Consider the following 19,046-nt stretch of genomic DNA (forward strand, 5'->3'; position numbering starts at 1 on the left):
TAATGGTGAAGAACGTTCCCCATTCGCATAGGCGGTCCTTTCAACTCACGGCTCCACCCGCTGTTCCCAGGCAAGGGGCACGCCCAAGACCGCAAGCATCCTGCTGCGGAACTAATCATATCGGCCCAGGCCACTCAAGCGATATCGCCATCCTCCGGTCCCCCAGACCACCTCGCGACCACACGGCAAGGTGGGAGGGAAGCAAGGCTCTACATCACCTCGACGAGCGCTATCCATAGCACCCGCTTGACCTTGCGCCATCACCGATGGCACCTGTGGGGCGCGGTGGCGCTGTGACATGGTTGCCAGGAGCCAAAGATCGGCTTCGCAGATGGCCGCTGCCTCGTCCCGACTACATATTGCCGGGCCAAGGTTACATGGTGATTTATCTTTATTAAGGAGAATTCATGCCATCCGCCGTAATAAATCTGAAACCCGGCACACAGATCAGAGCCCGCGCCCCGCTCCGGTTAGGCTTGGCCGGCGGTGGCACGGATGTCTCGCCTTATTGCGATCTGCATACCGGCGCCATCCTGAACGTCACCATTTCCAAATACTCATACGCGACGCTGGAAATGACGGGTGACGGCAAGATCGTTTTCGAGGCGCTGGATCGGGACGAGACGACGACCTACGACACGGCGCCGCATCTACCTCCAGACGGCAAGCTAGATTTGCACAAAGCGGTGTACAACCGTATCGTCGCCGACTATCTCGGTGGCGCCCCCCTTTCACTGCGGCTGCGCACCAGTTCGGACGCCGTGGCCGGTTCCGGCCTGGGCTCGTCCTCGACCCTGGTCGTGACCATGGTCCAGGCTTTCGTGGAAGCTTTCGCCCTGCCGCTGGGTGAATATGACGTGGCCCATCTGGCCTACATCATCGAGCGCAAGGACCTGGGCCTGAAGGGCGGCAAGCAGGACCAGTACGCGGCGACCTTCGGCGGCTTCAATTTCATGGAGTTCTATGCCGAAGACCGGGTGCTCGTTAACCCACTGCGGGTCAAGGACTGGATCATCAGCGAACTGGAATCGTCCCTGGTGTTGTACTTCACTGGCGTTTCCCGCGAATCCGCCAACATCATCGCCGAGCAGGTTAGCAACGTCGAAACCGGCCAGCAGGCCTCCATCGACGCCATGCACGCCCTGCGGCGTGAGGCTGTGGCTATGAAGGAGCATCTGCTGCGCGGCGACGTCCCGGCCTTGGGCCGCGCCCTGCAGGCGGGCTGGGAAGCCAAGAAGCGCAGCGCCAAATCCATCTCCAATTCCAACATCGACGCCGTCGACCAGGCGGCGCGCGAGGCCGGGGCTTTCGCGGGTAAGATGTCGGGCGCCGGTGGCGGCGGTTTTATGTTCTTCCTGGCGCCACCCGAATGCCGGCAGAAGGTTATCAAGGCTTTGGAGCAGTTCGGCGGCACGGCGTCCGCCTGTTATTTCACTTCCGAAGGGGCGAAAGCGTGGAGAGCGTGATGATCGAAGCGATCCAAGGGGAACTGGGCGCCACCATCCAGGTGCTGCAGGCCATGCAGGCAGACCGCGACCTGTGTCAGCGCGTCGCAGATGTCGTGGACCTGAGCGTCGCCGCGCTTCAGGCCGGCAACAAGATCCTGTTCGCCGGCAACGGCGGCAGCGCCGCCGACGCGCAGCACTGGGCGGGCGAACTGGTCAGCCGCTTCAACTATGACCGGCCGGGCCTGGCCGCCATCGCCCTGACCACCGACACCTCCATCCTGACGGCCATCGGCAACGATTACGGCTACGACTACAGCTTCGCTCGCCAAATCGAGGCGCTGGGTCGGGAGGGGGACGTGTTCTTCGCGCTCTCCACCTCGGGTCGGTCCAAGAACATCGTGCGGGCCCTGGCCGCCTGCAAGGAGCGGGGTGTCAAGACCGTGGGCTTCACCGGTGCCACCGGCGGCGACATGCTGGCGCTGTGCGATCATTGCCTGCGCATCCCGTCCACCCACACGCCGCGCATCCAGGAGGGCCATGAGGCCCTGGGCCACATGATCTGCGGCCTGATCGAGCAGCGCATCTTCCCCAAGGCGGCATGATGCGCGAAGCGGTCATCCTGGCGGGCGGGCTGGGCACCCGCCTGCGCTCCGTGGTCAGCGATCTGCCCAAGTCGCTGGCCGCCGTCGCCGGCCGCCCGTTCCTGACCTGGCAGCTGGAGCAGCTGGCTGACCAGGGCTTCACCCGGGTCGTGCTGGCCGTGGGCTACATGCACGACAAGGTGACCGCCACCTACGGCGACAGCTTCGCCGGCATGGCCATCCACTATGCGGTGGAGGAGGACGCGTTGGGCACCGGCGGGGCCATCTGGCAGGCCGCCCGCCTGACGAAGAGCGCAACCTTCTTCGCGCTGAACGGCGACACCTATTTCGACCTGCCGGCCGACGGGATGGAAGCGGCGCTGAGCGACCCGGTGACTGACATGGCCATGGCCATCTGCCATGTGGACGACTGCGGGCGTTATGGGCTAGTGGACATCATCGACGGCCGGCTGGCCGGCTTCCGGGAAAAGGCGCCGGGGCGGCCGGGGGCCGTCAACGCCGGCGCCTATCTGTTCCGGCGGTCGCTGCTGGACCGCTGGCCCCTGCCGGAACGGTTCTCCATCGAGACCGACTTCCTGCAGCCACGCCTGTCGGAGCTGAGGGTGGCGGCCGTGCCCGTGCGCGGCGACTTCATCGACATCGGCATCCCGGAAGACTACGCCCATTCCCAGACGCGCATTCCCGAATTGAAGGCCCTGCGCCATCGGTAAGGGCGCCCCGGCGGCAGTCCCGCCAAGGCGCCCCCCCTGCGGGACCTACTTGCCGCCCCCCAACATCTTCACGATCGCCGAGAAGTCCAAATGCCCATTCCCCGCAGCAGAGAACAAGGCGTATAGGGCCGCGGCGTTGGCGCCCAGGGGCGTAGCGGCACCGGCGGAGGCCGCCGCCGCCTGGGCCAGCTTCAGGTCCTTCAGCATCATATCGACGGCGAAGCCGGGGGCGTAATCACGGTTGGCGGGGGAGGTCGGCACAGGGCCAGGGACCGGGCAGTAGCTGGTCAGCGACCAGCACTGGCCGGAGGAGGTGGAGCTGACGTCGAACAGCTTCTGCCGGTCCAGGCCCAGTTTGTCGGCCAGGGCGAAGGCCTCCGACACGGCGATCATGGAAATGCCCAGGATCATGTTGTTGCAGATCTTGGCCGCTTGCCCGGTGCCCGGCCCGCCGGTGTGCACCACGGTCTTGCCCATCTGCGCCAGATAGGGCCGCACCCGCTCCACGGCCTCGTCACTGCCGCCCACCATGAAGGTCAGCGTGCCGGCGGCGGCCCCGCCGGTGCCACCGGAAACGGGGGCATCCACCATGGCGAAGCCGCGCGCGGCGGCGGCGGCGGCCACGGCACGGGCGCTGTCGACATCGATGGTGGAACTATCGATCAGCAGGGCACCCGGGGCCGCAGTATCGAAGACGTTGCCGGCATCCTCATAGACGCCGCGCACATGGCGGCCGGCGGGCAGCATGGTCACCACCACCTCGGCACCCGAGGCGGCATCGCCGACGGACCCGGCGATGACACCGCCCGCCTCGGCCAGGGCGGCCAGCGACTGTGGCGCCAGGTCGAAGCCCACGACGGTGTGGCCGGCCTTCAGCAGGTTGCGGGCCATGGGTAGGCCCATGTTGCCCAGGCCGATGAACGCGATGCGGCTCATGATCGTTCCTCTCCCGTAATGATTATTCTTCAACCCTTCGCCAACAGGCGGCGGGCGATGATCAGACGCATGATCTCGTTGGTGCCTTCCAGGATCTGGTGCACCCGGACGTCGCGGACGTAGCGTTCCAGCGGGTATTCGCGGATGTAGCCGTAGCCGCCGTGCAGCTGCAGCGCCTCGTTGCACACTTGGAAGCCCACGTCGGTGGCGAAGCGCTTGGCCATGGCGCACCAGGTGGTCGCCTCCGCATCGCCGGCGTCCAGGGCCGCCGCCGCGCGGTGCACCATCAGGCGCGCGGCCTCCAGCTCCGTCGCCATGTCGGCCAGGCGAAACTGCAGGGCCTGGAAATCCGCCAGCTTGCGACCGAAGGCCTCGCGCTCACCCATGTAACGGGTGGCGAGGTCCAGGCAGGCCCGCGCCCCGCCCAGGGAGCAGGAGGCGATGTTGATGCGTCCGCCATCCAGCCCCTTCATGGCGATGCCGAAGCCCGCCCCCTCCTCCCCCAGCCGGTTTTCCACCGGCACCCGGCAGTCCTCGAAGATCACCTGGGCGGTGGGCTGGCAGTTCCAGCCCATCTTCCTTTCCTTCTTGCCGAAGCTGAGGCCCGGCGTGCCCTTCTCCACCACCAGGGCGGAGATGCCCTTGGGGCCCGGACCGCCGGTGCGCACCATGACGACATAGAGGTCGGAGACGCCGGCGCCGGAGATGAAGGCCTTGGAGCCGTTCAGCACATAATGGTCGCCCTCGCGCACCGCCTTGGTGCGCAAGGCGGCGGCGTCGGAGCCGGATCCTGGCTCCGTCAGGCAATAGCTGGCCACCAGATCCATGGTCATAAGGCCAGGCAGGTACCTGGCCCTGATCGCGTCGCTTCCGAAACGATCGATCATCCACGCCGCCATGTTATGGATGGACAGGAAGGCCGATGTGGCGACGCAGCCGGCGGATAGTTCCTCGAACAACAAGGCCGCGTCCAGGCGGCTGAGGCTGGAGCCGCCATGCTCCTCCCCGCAATACAGCCCGCCCATGCCCAGGGCGGCGGCGGCGCGCAACGCGTCGAGGGGGAAGATTTCCTTTTCGTCCCATTCGGCGGCGTGTGGTGCCAAATGCTCGGCGGCGAAGTCCCGCGCCATGTCGCGGAACGCCGACTGCTCCTCCGTCATGCGGAAGTCCATGGCCCTACCCTCCCTGTTCTTATGCCGTATCAGGCCATGTTCAGCATGATGGTCTTCTTGTGGGTGAAGTGTTCCAGCATGGCCTCCAAGGTCGCCTCCTTGCCCAGGCCGGAGGACTTCACCCCGCCGTAGGACAGGTTGGGCTGCACCACCAGGTTCTGGTTCACCTGCACCAGGCCGGCCTGCAGACGCTGGGTGGCGTCCAGCGCCGTCTTCAGGTCACGGGTCCAGATGGTGGCGGCCAGGCCGAACTCGCTGTCATTGGCCTGGTTGATCACGTCCTCATAGTCCGTGAAGCGGATGACGCAGGTGACCGGCCCGAAGATCTCCTCCCGCGCCAACCGGCTGTCGTTGGTCATGCCGGTGAAGATGACGGGGCGGACATACAGGCCCTTGGCCAAGGCGGTGTCGGTGGGCAGGGCGGAGCATTCGTGCGCGGTGGCGCCGGGGGTGCGCTTGCCCTCGGCGATGTAGCCCTGGACGCGGTCGAACTGCCGCGGCGAGACGATGGTGCCGATGTCCGTCGTCTCATCCAGGGGGTCGCCCATGACCATGGCGTCCACCTTGGCCTTCAGCGCCGTCACGAAGGCGTCGTGCAGGCTGTCATGCACGAAGATGCGGCTGGCGGCGGTGCAGCTCTGCCCCTGGCGGGTGAAGCGCATGCCGGTGACGGCGCCCGCCACCGCCTGGTCCAGATCGGCATCGCCCATGACGATCATGGGGCTTTTGCCGCCCAGCTCCAGCGTCACGGGGATCAGCTTATCGGCCGCCGTGCGGCTGACGATGCGGCCGGTTTCGACCGAGCCGGTGAAGGTGACCTTGGCCACCTTGGGATGGGCCACCAGCGGCGCGCCGCACTCGGGGCCGAATCCGGACAGGATGTTCAGCACGCCGACCGGCAGCACCTGGGCCATGATCTGGCAGGCGCGCAGCACGGCGAACGGCGCCTCTTCCGCCGACTTCACCACCACCGTGTTGCCCGCCACCAGCGCCGGCGCGATCTTCAGCGCCATCAGCATCATGGGCACGTTCCACGGGATGATGGCGCCCACCACACCCAGGGGCTCCCGCACCGTCAGCGTCAGCATCTTGGGATTGAAGGGCACCGTCTCGCCCTTCAGTTCACCGCCCAGGCCACCATAGAAGGTGAAGGCGTCGGCCAGCACGCCGGCCTCGACCCGGCTTTCCGTGCGCAGGGCCTTGCCCGTCTCCAGCGCCACCAGGCGGGCCAGTTCTTCCGTATGCGCGGTCAGCAGACGGCCGCATTCCGCCACCAGACGGCCCCGCTCGCGCGCCGGCATGGCTTTCCACGTCAAGCCGGCCTCGACGGCGGCGGCCACGGCGGCATCGACGTCGACAGCCTCGCCAAACGCGGCCCGGCCCATGACATCACCCTTGGCCGGGTTGATGACGTCGAAGGTCTTGCCCGAGGCCGATGCCACCAGACGGCCGCCGATCAGGTGCTTACCCGACAGGTCGGCGGCCAGGGCATAGGGATCCAGCTGCGGAGCCAGGGCCTGGGTGGGAGTGGCGGTGCTCATAGGGTTCACTCCTGTTTATTCTGGTTCGGGCCTGTTTATTCCGCTTCGGGGCGGCCCCGGATGCCGGAAACCGGCTGGGGGCCCAGCCCCGTCAGGTCAAGACATGGCGCGCGACGGCGAAGGGCGCCAGTATCCAGGTGGTGATCCGGGCGTTATAGGGGCAAGTGCGCGAAACCGCTGTGCATAAAAACACCGACGCTCCGGCCGACCTCGGGGAAAATGGGCACAGGGGTGGAGCCCGAACGATGGTCAGACCGACATGACCGACGTGCGCTTGGCGAACGGATTACGGGGGTAGCGCCAACGGCCGCGGATGTAACGCCATTTAAATTTGTTACCGCTAACAAAAGTCGCTTGACGACAAGAGGCGATATAAATATTATTTATCCCAAGCGAACGGTCCTACGGGATCGATCGACCATGATGGGGAAGAAGCACCCGACGATGTCGTGCCGCCGCTGCGGCGCATGACAGGCTGGCCTTGGTGCCGCCCGTTCGCCTTCACCCCATCGCCCGAGCTTCGCCGACCCTGTCGGCATATCGCATCTGGCAAGTCCTGCAGAGGCCCGCTCATGGTCCGGCAGGGGTTACCCGATGGCCCTGAGAGAACCCTCCCGTTCCCAGGGTCTTATCTCCCCAAGCCGGGGCGCGCGTCGCCCCGGCTTCTTTTTTCCCCATATCCGCCGACACGCCCGATGTTCCCGATTCCCCCGGCGGGGCCGATACGCCAGGATGGCGTCGGGAAAATTGGGGGGATTTGGACAATCATGCGTAGGTATTCGGTTGCCGTGGCCATGGCCCTGTGCGTGCTATCCGCCTGGACGGGAACACCGGCGGGAGCGAAAGCACCGGCGGGTTCCGTCGATCTGGGGACGCAAGCCATTCCGGCCGCCATCGGCGCCGACCCCACGCCCGACAGCCAGCATCCGGCACGCATGGCGGTGCTGCACATCCCCACAGGCGCGCGCAACGGGCATCCGGTGGAGATCAACGGCGTGGCCTATCTGGCATCCGGCGCCGGACCCCACCCCACCCTGCTGCTGCTGCACGGCCTGCCCGGCAATGAGAAGAACCTGGATCTGGCCCAGGCGGTGCGCCGCGCCGGTTGGAACGTGGTCACCCTGAACTATCGCGGCTCATGGGGCAGCCCCGGCAGCTTCCGCTTCGCCAATAATCCCGAGGACGCGGCGGCAGCCCTGGCCTACCTTCGCGACCCCGCCCATGCCCAGGACATGGGGATAGCCACCGACCGCCTGGTCATCGCCGGGCACAGCATGGGGGCGTGGACCGCCGTCCACACGGCGGCCAAGGATGGCGCGCTGGCCGGCCTGATTCTGATTTCCATGGGTGACATCGGCGTCATCGCCCATCTGCCCCATGACAAGCTGGTGGCGCTGGCGGCCGACAACCGCAAATCCCTGGCGGGCGTGACGCCGGAAAGCATGGCCAAGGAAATGGAAAGCCATGCCGACGCCTTCGCCACCGCCCCGCTGACCGCCCGCCTGACGGGCACGCCCCTGTTGGCGCTGACATCCGACGATGGACTGGCCAGCCATACCGACGCCCTGGTGGCCGGCATCCGCGCCCACGGCGGCAACCGCATCACCACCGGCCACGCCGCCACCGACCATGGCTGGTCCGATCACCGCATCGCGCTGGAGGCGGCGGTGATCAACTGGCTGCAGAAGCTGGGGAACTGAACGAACGGTGACCGGGGCCGGTCACACATACGGATCCGGCGACCCCATGTGGTCCTGGACGTAGCGGCGGATGCCCTCCTCCAGCTCCGTGAAGGGACGGTCGTAGCCGGCGGCGCGTAGGCGGCCCATGTCCGCCTGGGTGTAATACTGGTATTTGCCTTTCAGGTGGTCGGGCATGGGGATGTAGTCGATGCGTGGTTCCTGGCCCGCAGCGGCGAACAAGGCGTGGGCCAGGTCGTTCCAGCTGCGCGCCTTGCCGGTGCCCAGGTTGAACAGGCCGCTGACGCCCGGGTTGTCGTGGAGCCACAGCATGACGTCGACCGTGTCGCCCACCCAGATGAAGTCGCGCAACTGGCCGCCATCGGCGTAGTCCGGCCGGTCGGAGGCGAACAGCCGCGCCGGTTCACCGCCCGTGATCTGGGGATAAAGCTTGGCCGGGACGGAGCGCATGGCGCCCTTGTGATACTCGTTGGGGCCATAGACGTTGAAGAACTTCAGGCCCACATGCTGCGCCGGCGCGGGATCCCCCTGATCAATCGCGGCGCGCACGCGGCGGTCCAGCAGGTGCTTGGACCAGCCATAGGGGTTCAGCGGGCGCAAGCGGGCCAGCGCCTCGGCGGAGGAATTATCGTCGAAGCCCTGGGCGCCGTCGCCGTAGGTCGCGGCGGAGGAGGCGTAGATCAGGCGCACGCCCGTGGCGGCGCACCACGACCATAGGTCCAGCGTCAGGCGGAAGTTGTTCTCCACCACCCGGTCGGCGTCGGTTTCCGTGGTCGCCGAAATGGCGCCCATGTGGAAGATGACCTCCACCGCGTCGCCATGGCGGTCCAGGAATTCCGGCAACTGTTCCGGCGTCACGATATCGTGCAGGTTCCGCTTGGCGATGTTGCGCCACTTGTCGCCCTGGCGCAGCCGGTCGACCACGACGATCGGGCCCAGGCCCCGCTGTTCCAGGCCGGCGACGAGATTGGACCCGATGAAGCCGGCGCCGCCGGTCACGATGATCATGGACTGCCACTTCCCATAAAATCCGTGCCGGTTCCCTGGACGGCGCCGGCACGGTCTTGATAGGGGACCGGGTCGCCCGGAGCAAGCCATCCGGGGGACAGGTCAGCCCGTCACCCGGATACGCTTGGCGATGCCCGTGGTGCTCTGGTTCGGCACCAGCTCCACCAGGGCCACGCGACCGCCGTTGGCCTGGACCACGTCGGCACCCACCACTTGGTCGATGGTGTAGTCCGCCCCCTTGATCAGCACGTCGGGCAGGATCTCGGTGATCAGGGCCAGGGGCGTATCGTCCTCGAACAGGGCGACGGCGTCGACCGAGCCGAAGGCGGCCAGCACGATGGCGCGCGACCGTTCGTCCTGGATGGGACGCTCGGGCCCTTTCAGGCGACGCACCGAGGCGTCGGAATTGAGGCCGACGATCAGGCGGTCGCAAGTCGCCCGCGCGGCGGCCAGCAACTGGACATGGCCGGGATGGATGAGGTCGAAACAGCCATTGGTGAAGCCAACCCTCAGCCCCAGGCGGCGCCACCGCGCGATCTGCTCCCGCAGTTCCGCGCCGCCCAGCAGCTTGGACAGGTTCTGGCGGTCGTCCTGTTCGGCCAGGGCGTGCAGCAACTCGGCCGGCGTCACCACGGCCGTGCCCACCTTGGCCACGACCAACCCGGCGGCGACATTGGCCAAGCGCACCGCATCGGCGATATCCGCCCCGGTGGCCAGCGCCGCGGCGATGACCGACACCACCGTGTCGCCGGCGCCGGAAACGTCGAAGACCTCCTTGGCCTCCGCCTGGACATTGAGGGAGGTGCCATCGCCCCGCACCAGGGTCATGCCCTCCTCACTCCGGGTAACCAGCATACCCTCGATGCCATGGTCGCGCATGAGGGTGATGGCCGCGGCCACGATGCCGTCCGTCGTGCTGGGGCTGTGGCCCACGGCCAGGGCCAGTTCGGCGCGGTTGGGGGTCACCAGGGTGGCCCCGCGATAAATGGAATAGTCGGCGCTCTTGGGATCGACAATCACCGGCTTGCCCGCCCCGCGCGCCAGCTCGATCAACTGCCGCAGCACGGAGGGGGTGAACACGCCCTTGCCATAGTCGGACAGGATGACGACGTCGACATCGGCGACATGGGCCGCCACGGCCGTGACCAAGGCCGCATGCACGTCCGCCGCCACCGCCAGCTCGCTATCCCAGTCGGAACGCAACAGATGATGGCCATCGGCGACGAAACGGGTCTTTTCCGAGGTGCGGCGCTGGTTGTCCACCTGCAGGATGGACGTGACCTGGTCGTCGGCCGCCACCAGCTGGCTTACGCGCACGCCGGCGGCATCCCCGCCGAGGACACCACCGAAGACCACCTGGCCACCCAGCGCCGTGATGTTGCGCACCACGTTGCCGGCGCCGCCCAGCATCACATCCTCCTGCGCGTTGCGCAGCACGGGTACCGGCGCCTCCGGCGAGATGCGTCCCACCTTGCCGCGCACGAAGCGATCCAGCATGACATCGCCGATGACCATGACCCGGCCCCCCGCGAGGGCCTCGACCGTGGAACTCAAACCGGCAAAGCGGCTCATGGCATTCCTATTCCCAGATCAGAACAATAGGCCTCGGAGGCCCTTGGGCCGCACCGTATCACACTGCGCGCGCCGGTGAAGTCCCCGCTTCGCGGCCCTCCCATCACCCCCGGCGCGCCAAGCCGACGCCCGCTAGGGCCAGGGCGAAACCGACCAGTTGCAGGGGCGTCAGCGTTTCGTGGAACAGCAGGAACGCCTCCACGGCCGCCAGCGGGGGGACCAGCAGGATCAAGGCCGTGGCGCGGGTGGCGCCCCCGTGCCGCACCATCCACACCAGCAGCGAGATGCCGATGACCGAGGGACCCAGGATGGACCAGAGCAAGCCGGCCCACAGCACCGGGTGCGCATCCCACTCCGGGGTGCCCACCGTCAGAAACAGGACCGACACCACGGCGGCGGCGCCCAGGTTTTGCAGCACCCCGGCCGGCCGCAGGTCATCCCCCGCCAGCGAGGACTTCTGCAACAGGGTGCCGATGGTCACGCCCAACACGCTGAGCAGCGCCAGGCCAGCCCCCAGGGGCGACAGGCCCCCACCGCCTGACGCGCCGTGCAACGCCAGCTTGGGCGCCAGCACGCAGGCGACACCGGCGAACCCGATGCCAAGGCCGGCCCAGGCGCGGGCGCCCTGCCGCTGCCCGAACACCAGGGTGGTGATGAGCGCGGTGAACAGGGGCTGCAACGCGCCCAGCAAAGCCATGACGCCGGCGGCCAGGCCCTGGGCGATGGCCCAGTATGAGAACCCCAGATAGACGCCCTGCATCAGCGCGCCGGCCAACAGGTGCAGCCCCACGCGCCGGCCCCGGGGCCAGGTGATGCGCAGCGACAGCGTGGCGGCGGTGAAGACCAGCGCCGTCAGCCCGAACCGCACCAGCAGGAACAGCTGGACATCGGCATAGGGCAGCACGGCGCGGGCCACCAGAAAGCCGGTGGACCAGATGAGGATGAACAGCCAGGGGGCGGTCCACCCCAGCACGCGGGCCCGGAGGGCGGCGGACTCGGCGCCCCTCACGGCAAAGCCGCCGCCAGGGCCCGGATATGGTCGGGCCCGATGCCGCAACAGCCCCCGACGATGGCAGCACCAGCATCCACCCAGCGCCGTGCCCAGTCCAGGTAGCTGGCAGGCGTCAGGTCGGCGCGCAATTCATCCAGGCCATCGTTGGCGGTGGCGTCCTTGGGCTGCGGCGGGAAGGCGTTGGCGTACACGCCCAGGGGCAGCGGCGAGCCGGCGGCGGCCCGCGCCGCGGCCAGCGCCGGCCCCATGACCTCAGGCTGGCTGCAATTGAACAGCAGGGCCGCGGCGCCCAGGGCCAGCGCCGCCTCGGTGGCCTGGGCCACCGTCTCGCCCCCGCGCAGGCGGGGATGGGTGGCGGCGTCGGCCGCCTCATCCTCCAGCGTGAAGGACAGCCACAACGGCTTGGCATCGTTCCCCGACGCGTCCCCCAAAGCCGCGCGCACGGCACGCACCTCCGCCACCGCGCTTTGGGTTTCCGCCAGCCACAGGTCGACGTGGGGCGCCAGGCCCCCGACCAGCGGGGCCAGCAGATCCGCCGCGCGAGCGGCGTCGAACAAGTCGGCGCGATAAGAGCCGAACAGCGGCGGCAAGGATCCGGCGACGCGGGCACCGGGCTTGGCATCCGCCGCCTGCCGGGCCAGCCGCCCGGCGAGGGAGGCCAGGGCCCCGCCTTGCGCGGCGAACCGCTCCTCCCCGATATGGAAGGGCACCAGGGCGTAGCTGTTGCTGGTGATGATGTCGGCGCCGGCCTCCAGGAAGGCGTCGTGGGCGCGGCGCACATAGTCCGGCGCCTCGATCAGCGCCAGGGCCGACCATTCCGGCTGACGGAAGGGCGCGCCCATGCGCTGCAATTCCCGTCCCATGCCACCGTCCAGCAGAATAGTACCCCGTCCCATCTCACCCTCCCCCGTTTGCACGCCGTCCTGTCACACCCCATCCAGGGCCAGCACGGCGAAGCTGGCCAGCCAATGCTCGCCCATATAATCAGACTCCAGGTGCGGCAGGGCATCGGCCAGATGCGTATCGGCCGCCGCCCGCGCCTGCGCCGCGACCGGGTCCACCGGATCGAGTTGGGCGGCGATGGCCCGCCAGCACCAGGCGCGGCTGAGGTTCAGGCCGTCCAGGTGGGCGATGGTGCCGTCGCTGCGGTCGCTGACCGTGGCCGGGGTGAACAGCGTTTGCGGCCGGCCCGCCGCCACGCCGGGCAACAGGCGGGCGAACCAGGCGCGGAAATCCTGGCGCGGCAGCACGGCGGCCATGGCGACGGCGGCGGTCAACACCGGGGAGAGGAAGTCGGTGCCCGACGGCTCCCACACCTGGGCATCGGCGTCGTCGCCATACCAGGCCTGGGCCGTCCGGGTGATCAGGTCGGCCAGGCCATCGTCCCCCCGGCGGCGGGCATAGGCCACGGACAGGGTCAGGGCGAAGGCGGTGTTGATATGCAGGCCCGTGCGCACCGGGTAGGTCGCCTTGGGCAGGTAGGCTTTCAGCCGCCCCACGATTTCCGCCGTCAAGGGCGCCAGCGCCGTGGCCCAGGCGGTGCCCACCGCCCCCATGCCGGTGCGGCGCAATTCCGCCGCCAGCAGCAGATACCAGGCCCAGCCGTAGGGCCGCTCGAACGTGCCGGTGTTGGGCCGCTGGAAATAGGCCAGCTCGCCCGCGACCTTCTGCGGCGTGTAGCTGTCGGCGAACAGGGCGCGAATGCGGTCCGCCACCGGGCTGTCGGGATAAAGCCGCAAGACACGCGCCAGCAGCCAATGGCCGTGGACGCAGGAGTGCCAGTCCAGGCTGCCGAAAAAGATGGGATGCAGGGCGCGCGGCGTCCGCGCATCCTCCGGCCCGTTCAGCATGTGGGTAATGATGTTGGGATATTCCCGCGTGACATGGCCCAGCGCGATTTCGGCGAACTGGACGGCACGAGCCTCGGACAGGCCAGGGAAAGCGCTTTCAGTCATTTGGGGAAACCCAGGATTTGGATCAGGATGGTATTGGCCGCCAGGACCAGCAGGGCGGTCGGCACCTGCGCCCGGATGACGGCGTTGCGGTCCGGCAGCTCCAGCAAGGCGGCGGGGACGATGTTGAAATTGGCGGCCATGGGCGTCATCAGCGTGCCGCAGAAGCCCGAGAGCATGCCAATGGCGGCGATGACCGCGGGGTCGCCGCCGAACCGGCCCACCAGCAGCGGCAGGGCGATGCCCGAGGTCATGACCGGGAAGGCGGCGAAGGCGTTGCCCATGAGGATGGTCAGCAGCGCCATGCCCCCGGTGTAGGCGCACACCAGGGGGAAACGGTGGTCCAGGGTCAGGTGCTGGCCCACCAGCAGGGCCACGGCGTCCCCCACCTTGGCCAGGGCGAAGATGCCACCCAGCGCCGCCAGCACCTGGGGCAGGATGATGGCCCAGCCCACCAGCTCCGCCAGGCGCCGCGCGTCACGCAGGGGCGCGCCCGGCCGCTGGCGGGTGACGGTCACCGTGGCCAGCCCCACGGCGACAATGCCCAGCGCCAGCCAGATCAGGGTGCCCTGCCGGAGGTCCACCAGCGCCTGGCCGTTCCAGGTCAAGGCCGGGCCCCAGATCGTCCCGGCCAAGGCGATGACCGGCGGCAGGAACAGGACGGGGAACAGCCAATAGCCCCACCGCCGGGCCTGTTCCTCGCGCGCCTCGCGCGGGGCGCAGGCCTCCGTCCCCCGGCCCATGAGGCCGAAGCCGCCCAGCACCGCCAGCGCCAGGACGAGGACGCCGTTGCCCAGATCGCCCAGATGGTCACCGGCCAGAAAGCTGAGCGCCAACAGGGCCCAGAACAGGCCGGCGCCCAGGCGCCGGGGGTTGCCGGCATCGCGCGCCGCGCGCCAGGCGATGGCGGCGAACATCAGGCCGGCCAAGTCATAGGCGACGCTGATGCCGATCATGGCGCCGCCGCCCCTTTTCCGGCCTTCAGGCGACGGTCCAACAGCAGCAGGCGGCCGCCATGCACCACCACCGCCACGATGGCGGTGGGAATGGCCCAGACCGAGACGTCCAGCGGGCTGACCTCGATGCCATTGGCGGCCAGATAGCCCTTGATCAGGATGACGGAGCCTATGGCGACGAAGATGTCCTCGCTGAAGAACAGGGCGATGTTCTCCGCCGCCGCCGCATGGGCGCGGACCAGCGCGCGCTCCGGCGGCGCCAGGGGACGGCCCAGATTTTCCTCGGCCACCGCCTCGCCCATGGGGGCCAGCACGGGACGCACCATCTGGGCATGGCCGCTGAGATCCTTGGCCCCCAGCGCCGCCAGAACCTGGCGCAGGATGAAGAACACCAGGTAGGTGCGTCCCACCGTGGCGGCCTTGAGGCGCCCGATCAGGCGCTGCGCCTGCACCTGGATGCCCAGCCGTTCCAGGAGGCCGATCAGGGGCAGGAACAGATAGACCAGGCAGATGTAACGGTTGGCGTTGAACAGGCGGCCGAAGGCCGACACGATCTCCACCACGCCCATGCCGGCGGCCAGGCCGGTGCCGAAGGCCGCCGCCACCGCCACCAGCAGCGGGTTCAGGCGGACGGCGAAACCGGCGGCGACGATGGCGATGCCGACCAGGCTGAGCATCAGGCGTTGCCCTCGCCCGTCTTGCCATAGCCGCCGCCGAAGCCGCCTCCCCCTGGCGTCTTCACCAGGATGGCGTCGCCCGGGTTCATGGCCACGGTATCGGTGGCGGCCAGCACCCGCACCGTGCCATCGGCGCGATGCACCTCCGTCACGCCCGGGGCGCCGGATCCGCCGCCCTCCAGGCCGAAGGGCGGCACGCGCCGGCGGTTGGACAGGATGGCGGCGGTCATGGGGGCGCGAAAGCGGATCAGCCGCTCCACCCCGTCCCCGCCGCGATGGCGCCCGGCCCCGCCCGAGCCGTGGCGGATGGCGAAGCGCTCCACCAGCACGGGGTAGCGCACCTCCATCACCTCGGGGTCCGTCAGGCGGCTGTTGGTCATGTGCGTCTGCACCGCGCTGGTGCCATCGAAATCGGCGCCGGCGCCGGACCCGCCGCAGATGGTCTCATAATACTGGCGGGCGTCGTCGCCGAAGGTGAAGTTGTTCATGGTGCCCTGGGCCCCGGCCATGACCCCCAGGGCGCCATAGAGCGCGTCCACCACCACCTGGCTGGTTTCCACGTTGCCGGCCACCACCGCCGCCGGGTAGGCGGGGTTCAGCAGGCAGCCGGGCGGCACCTTCAGCACGATGGGCTTCAAGCAGCCCTCGTTCATCGGGATCTCGTCATCCACCAGGGTGCGGAAGACGTAGAGCACAGCAGCGCGGCAGACGCTGAGCGGCGCGTTGAAGTTGGTTTCCAACTGCCCGCTGGTGCCGGTGAAATCCACCACTGCCTGGCGCGCCTGCCGGTCCACGGTGACGGCCACCTGGATGACGGCGCCATTGTCCATTTCATAGCGGAAGGTGCCATCCTTCAGCACGCCGATGACACGGCGCACCGCCTCCTCCGCATTATCCTGCATGTGGGCCATATAGGCCTCGACCACCTCGCGGCCGAACTGCGCCACCATGGCGGCCATTTCCTCCGCCCCCTTGGCGCAGGCCGCCACCTGGGCGCGCAGGTCGCCGATGTTCTGGTCGGGGTTGCGGGCGGGGTAGCGGCCGCTGGCCAACAGCGCCCGCGTCTCCTCCTCCCGGAAACGTCCGCCTTCCACCAGCAGGAAATTGTCGATCAGCACGCCCTCGTCTTCCACGGTGCGGCTGTTGGGCGGCATGGAGCCGGGGGTGATGCCGCCGATATCGCCCTGATGGCCGCGCGCCGCCACGAACACCAGCAGGCTGCCGTCGGCATCGAACACCGGCATGACCACGGTGACGTCGGGGAGGTGGGTGCCGCCATTGTAGGGCGCGTTCAACATGTAGACGTCGCCGGGCCGCAGGCCCCGGCCGTCCCGGGACCGCGCCTCGACGATGGCGCGCACGCTGTCACCCATGGAGCCCAGATGCACCGGCATGTGCGGCGCGTTGGCGATCAGCCCGCCGCCGCGGTCGAACAGCGCACAGGAGAAGTCCAGCCGTTCCTTGATGTTGACCGAATAGGCGGTGTTCTGCAGGGCGTAGCCCATCTGCTCCGCCACCGCCATGAACAGGTTGTTGAACACCTCCAGCATCACCGGGTCGACGGTGGTGCCGATGGCGGTGCGGGGTGCCAGGGCCACCACCCGTTCCAGGATCAGGTTGGCGTGGCCGTCGACGCGGGCGCGCCAGCCAGGCTCGATCACCGTGGTGGCCGTGGCCTCACGGATCAGGGCGGGGCCATCGACCTGATTGCCGGGCGCCAGGGTGGCGCGGTCATAGACGGGGGTGTCGGCCTCAGCCCCCGCCATGAAGGTGCGCACGGTGGCCAGGGGCGATAGATCGCCGCCGCCGGTGGCCTGAGGGCCCGCGATACGCCCCCGGCCGGGATGGCCGATGGCCTCGGCCGACAGCGCCTCCACCACCACGGTCTTGCCCGGGGCGACGAAGCCGAAGCGGCGGCGATGCGCCTCGGCAAAGGCGTCGGCCAGAAGGTCGGCGTCCCCGAAGGACACGGTCAGGCCGGTGTCCGTGCCGGCGTATTTCAGGCGGGCGGTCAGTTCCACCTCGACATCCGCCACCGGCACGTCCTGGGCGGCCAAGTCGGCCCTCGCCTCCCGCGCCAGGGCCTGGGCCGGGGTGGAGAGGTCGAGGTCGGCCGACAGCGGCTGTTCGATCGTGCGGTCGCGGATGACGCGCAAATCGGCCAGGCCCATGCCATAGGCCGACAGCACCCCGGCGAAGGGGTGGATCATCACCCGCGTCATGCCCAGGGCATCGGCCACCAGGCAAGCGTGCTGGCCCCCGGCGCCGCCGAAACAGGCCAGGGTGTACTGGGCCACGTCATAGCCGCGCTGGACGGAGATTTCCTTGATGGCCTTGGCCATCTTCTCCACCGCGATGGTGATGAAGCCTTCCGCCAACTGGTGCGGCGTGCGCACCTCCCCCGTCGCCGTCTGGACCTCGGCGGCCAGGGCCTGGAAGCGGGCCTCGACAGCGGCCAGATCCAGGGGCTGGTCGGCGTCGGGACCGAAGACCTGGGGGAAGAAAGCCGGCTGGATCTTGCCCAGCATCAGGTTGCAGTCGGTCACGGCCAGGGGCCCGCCCCGGCGGTAGCAGACGGGGCCGGGCACCGCCCCCGCCGATTCCGGGCCGACACGGAAGCGCGACCCGTCGAAGGAGCAGACGCTGCCCCCGCCGGCGGCCACGGTGTGGATGTTCATCATGGGCGCGCACAGGCGCACACCGGCCACCATGGTCTCGTAGGTGCGCTCATAGGTGCCGGCGTAGTGCGACACATCGGTGGAGGTGCCGCCCATGTCGAAGCCGATGACCTTGTCGAACCCGGCCTCCACCGCCGTGGCGACCATGCCGACGATGCCGCCGGCGGGGCCGGACAGCACCGCGTCGCGGCCCTGGAAGGCGCGGGCATCGACCAGGCCGCCGTTCGACTGCATGAACAGCAGACGGGCGTCTTTACCGCCCTCACGCAGGGCGCCCGACACCTGATCGACATAGCGGCGCAGCACCGGCGACAGATAGGCGTCCACCACCGTGGTGTCGCCCCGACGCACCAGCTTGATCAGGCGGCTGGTCTCATGGCTGACCGACACCTGGCTGTAGCCGATGTCCCGCGCGATGGCGGCCACCCGCGTCTCATGGGCGTCAAAGCGGTAGCCGTGCATCAGCACCACGGCCACGGCACGATAACCCGCGTCGTAGGCGGCCTGAAGGTCGCGGCGGGTCGCGTCCTCATCCAGTGGCGTCAGGACGGCGCCGTCGGCGTCCACCCGTTCCGCCACCTCGACCACGCGGGTGTAGAGGCTGTCGGCCAGGCGGATATGGCGGTCGAACAGGCGGGGCCGCGCCTGATAGCCGATGCGCAGCGCATCGGCATGGCCCCGGGTGATGGCCAGCACCAGCGGCTCGCCCTTGCGTTCCAACAGCGCGTTGGTGGCCACGGTGGTGCCGATCTTCACGGCATCGATGGTGGCGGGGAAATCGGCATGGGCGGCCAGCAGCGACCGGATGCCGGCCACGGCGGCGTCCTCATACTGTTCGGGATTTTCCGAGAGCAGCTTGGCGGTCAGTAGCCGGCCGTCAGGCCGGCGGGCCACCACGTCGGTGAACGTGCCGCCGCGATCGACCCAGAATTCCCAGCCCGATCCGCCCGTTTCCGGATGCACTGCCGCCATGTCCCGTCTTTCATCAGACCTACCCTGCCGGCGCCACCCTAGCAAGCGCCGCCGGCCCAGGCCAAGCCGGGATTACAGGATACTTTATCCAATCGCCCCACGAGGACGCG

General features: G+C 68.6%; 15 protein-coding genes. 4 read left to right on the top strand and 11 right to left on the bottom strand.

Annotated elements, in window-relative coordinates:
- The first annotated feature begins 476 nt into the window (after positions 1 to 476).
- From UCD39_RS12400 to UCD39_RS12410, 3 genes are read left to right on the top strand one after another with little or no spacing between them, the layout of a single operon-like run.
- Entirely contained in the window at positions 477 to 1,466 is a 990-nt protein-coding gene (locus UCD39_RS12400; RefSeq protein ID WP_330496308.1) for a GHMP family kinase ATP-binding protein, read from the top strand.
- A complete protein-coding gene (locus tag UCD39_RS12405) occupies positions 1,466 to 2,050 on the top strand; it encodes a D-sedoheptulose-7-phosphate isomerase (protein WP_330496309.1) in 585 nt (194 codons plus the stop codon). The genes UCD39_RS12400 and UCD39_RS12405 overlap by 1 nt, the downstream gene beginning before the upstream one ends.
- Positions 2,047 to 2,760, top strand: a complete 714-nt coding sequence (locus UCD39_RS12410; protein WP_330496310.1) for a nucleotidyltransferase family protein — start codon at positions 2,047 to 2,049, stop codon at positions 2,758 to 2,760. Before UCD39_RS12405 ends, UCD39_RS12410 begins: the two co-directional genes overlap by 4 nt.
- A gap of 45 nt (positions 2,761 to 2,805) precedes the next feature.
- Here the strand turns inward: UCD39_RS12410 and mmsB are convergent, their stop codons facing one another.
- From mmsB to UCD39_RS12425, 3 genes are read right to left on the bottom strand one after another with little or no spacing between them, the layout of a single operon-like run.
- On the bottom strand, positions 2,806 to 3,696 hold the full coding sequence (gene mmsB, locus UCD39_RS12415) for a 3-hydroxyisobutyrate dehydrogenase (RefSeq protein ID WP_330496311.1): 891 nt from the start codon (positions 3,694 to 3,696) through the stop codon (positions 2,806 to 2,808).
- A gap of 29 nt (positions 3,697 to 3,725) precedes the next feature.
- Positions 3,726 to 4,868, bottom strand: a complete 1,143-nt coding sequence (locus tag UCD39_RS12420) for an acyl-CoA dehydrogenase family protein (RefSeq protein WP_330496312.1) — start codon at positions 4,866 to 4,868, stop codon at positions 3,726 to 3,728.
- 29 nt (positions 4,869 to 4,897) lie between these two features.
- Entirely contained in the window at positions 4,898 to 6,409 is a 1,512-nt protein-coding gene (locus tag UCD39_RS12425; protein WP_330496313.1) for an aldehyde dehydrogenase family protein, read from the bottom strand.
- Between the two features lie 767 nt (positions 6,410 to 7,176).
- On the opposite strand from UCD39_RS12425, the gene UCD39_RS12430 reads away from it, so the two are divergent.
- A complete protein-coding gene (locus UCD39_RS12430) occupies positions 7,177 to 8,109 on the top strand; it encodes an alpha/beta hydrolase family protein (protein ID WP_330496314.1) in 933 nt (310 codons plus the stop codon).
- Positions 8,110 to 8,130: 21 nt separating this feature from the next.
- Here UCD39_RS12430 and rfaD read toward each other — a convergent pair whose 3' ends face one another.
- The 8 genes from rfaD to UCD39_RS12470 all read right to left on the bottom strand — a co-directional run bounded on the left by rfaD (position 8,131) and on the right by UCD39_RS12470 (position 18,936).
- Positions 8,131 to 9,117, bottom strand: coding sequence for an ADP-glyceromanno-heptose 6-epimerase (gene rfaD / locus UCD39_RS12435; RefSeq protein ID WP_330496315.1), 987 nt, complete (start codon positions 9,115 to 9,117; stop codon positions 8,131 to 8,133).
- A 102-nt stretch (positions 9,118 to 9,219) separates the two neighbouring features.
- Positions 9,220 to 10,689, bottom strand: coding sequence for a D-glycero-beta-D-manno-heptose-7-phosphate kinase (gene rfaE1, locus UCD39_RS12440; RefSeq protein ID WP_330496316.1), 1,470 nt, complete (start codon positions 10,687 to 10,689; stop codon positions 9,220 to 9,222).
- A gap of 103 nt (positions 10,690 to 10,792) precedes the next feature.
- On the bottom strand, positions 10,793 to 11,698 hold the full coding sequence (locus UCD39_RS12445) for a DMT family transporter (RefSeq protein WP_330496317.1): 906 nt from the start codon (positions 11,696 to 11,698) through the stop codon (positions 10,793 to 10,795).
- Positions 11,695 to 12,597 carry a homocysteine S-methyltransferase family protein gene (locus tag UCD39_RS12450; RefSeq protein WP_330496318.1) on the bottom strand — a complete coding sequence of 301 codons (903 nt, stop codon included), beginning with the start codon at positions 12,595 to 12,597 and terminating at the stop codon, positions 11,695 to 11,697. The genes UCD39_RS12445 and UCD39_RS12450 overlap by 4 nt, the downstream gene beginning before the upstream one ends.
- A gap of 30 nt (positions 12,598 to 12,627) precedes the next feature.
- Entirely contained in the window at positions 12,628 to 13,656 is a 1,029-nt protein-coding gene (locus UCD39_RS12455; protein ID WP_330496319.1) for a DUF2891 domain-containing protein, read from the bottom strand.
- The gene (locus tag UCD39_RS12460) at positions 13,653 to 14,609 is read right to left on the bottom strand and encodes a DUF979 domain-containing protein (protein ID WP_330496320.1); all 957 of its coding nucleotides are present in this window, start codon (positions 14,607 to 14,609) and stop codon (positions 13,653 to 13,655) included. The genes UCD39_RS12455 and UCD39_RS12460 overlap by 4 nt, the downstream gene beginning before the upstream one ends.
- Complete coding sequence (locus UCD39_RS12465) at positions 14,606 to 15,286, bottom strand: DUF969 domain-containing protein (protein ID WP_330496321.1); 681 nt, start codon at positions 15,284 to 15,286, stop codon at positions 14,606 to 14,608. Before UCD39_RS12465 ends, UCD39_RS12460 begins: the two co-directional genes overlap by 4 nt.
- Positions 15,286 to 18,936 (bottom strand): hydantoinase B/oxoprolinase family protein, encoded by a 3,651-nt coding sequence (locus UCD39_RS12470; protein WP_330496322.1) that lies wholly within the window; start codon positions 18,934 to 18,936, stop codon positions 15,286 to 15,288. The genes UCD39_RS12465 and UCD39_RS12470 overlap by 1 nt, the downstream gene beginning before the upstream one ends.
- Positions 18,937 to 19,046 lie beyond the last annotated feature (110 nt).

Source organism: Nitrospirillum karajorum, from assembly GCF_036348415.1.
Taxonomy (GTDB): Bacteria; Pseudomonadota; Alphaproteobacteria; order Azospirillales; family Azospirillaceae; genus Nitrospirillum; species Nitrospirillum amazonense_B.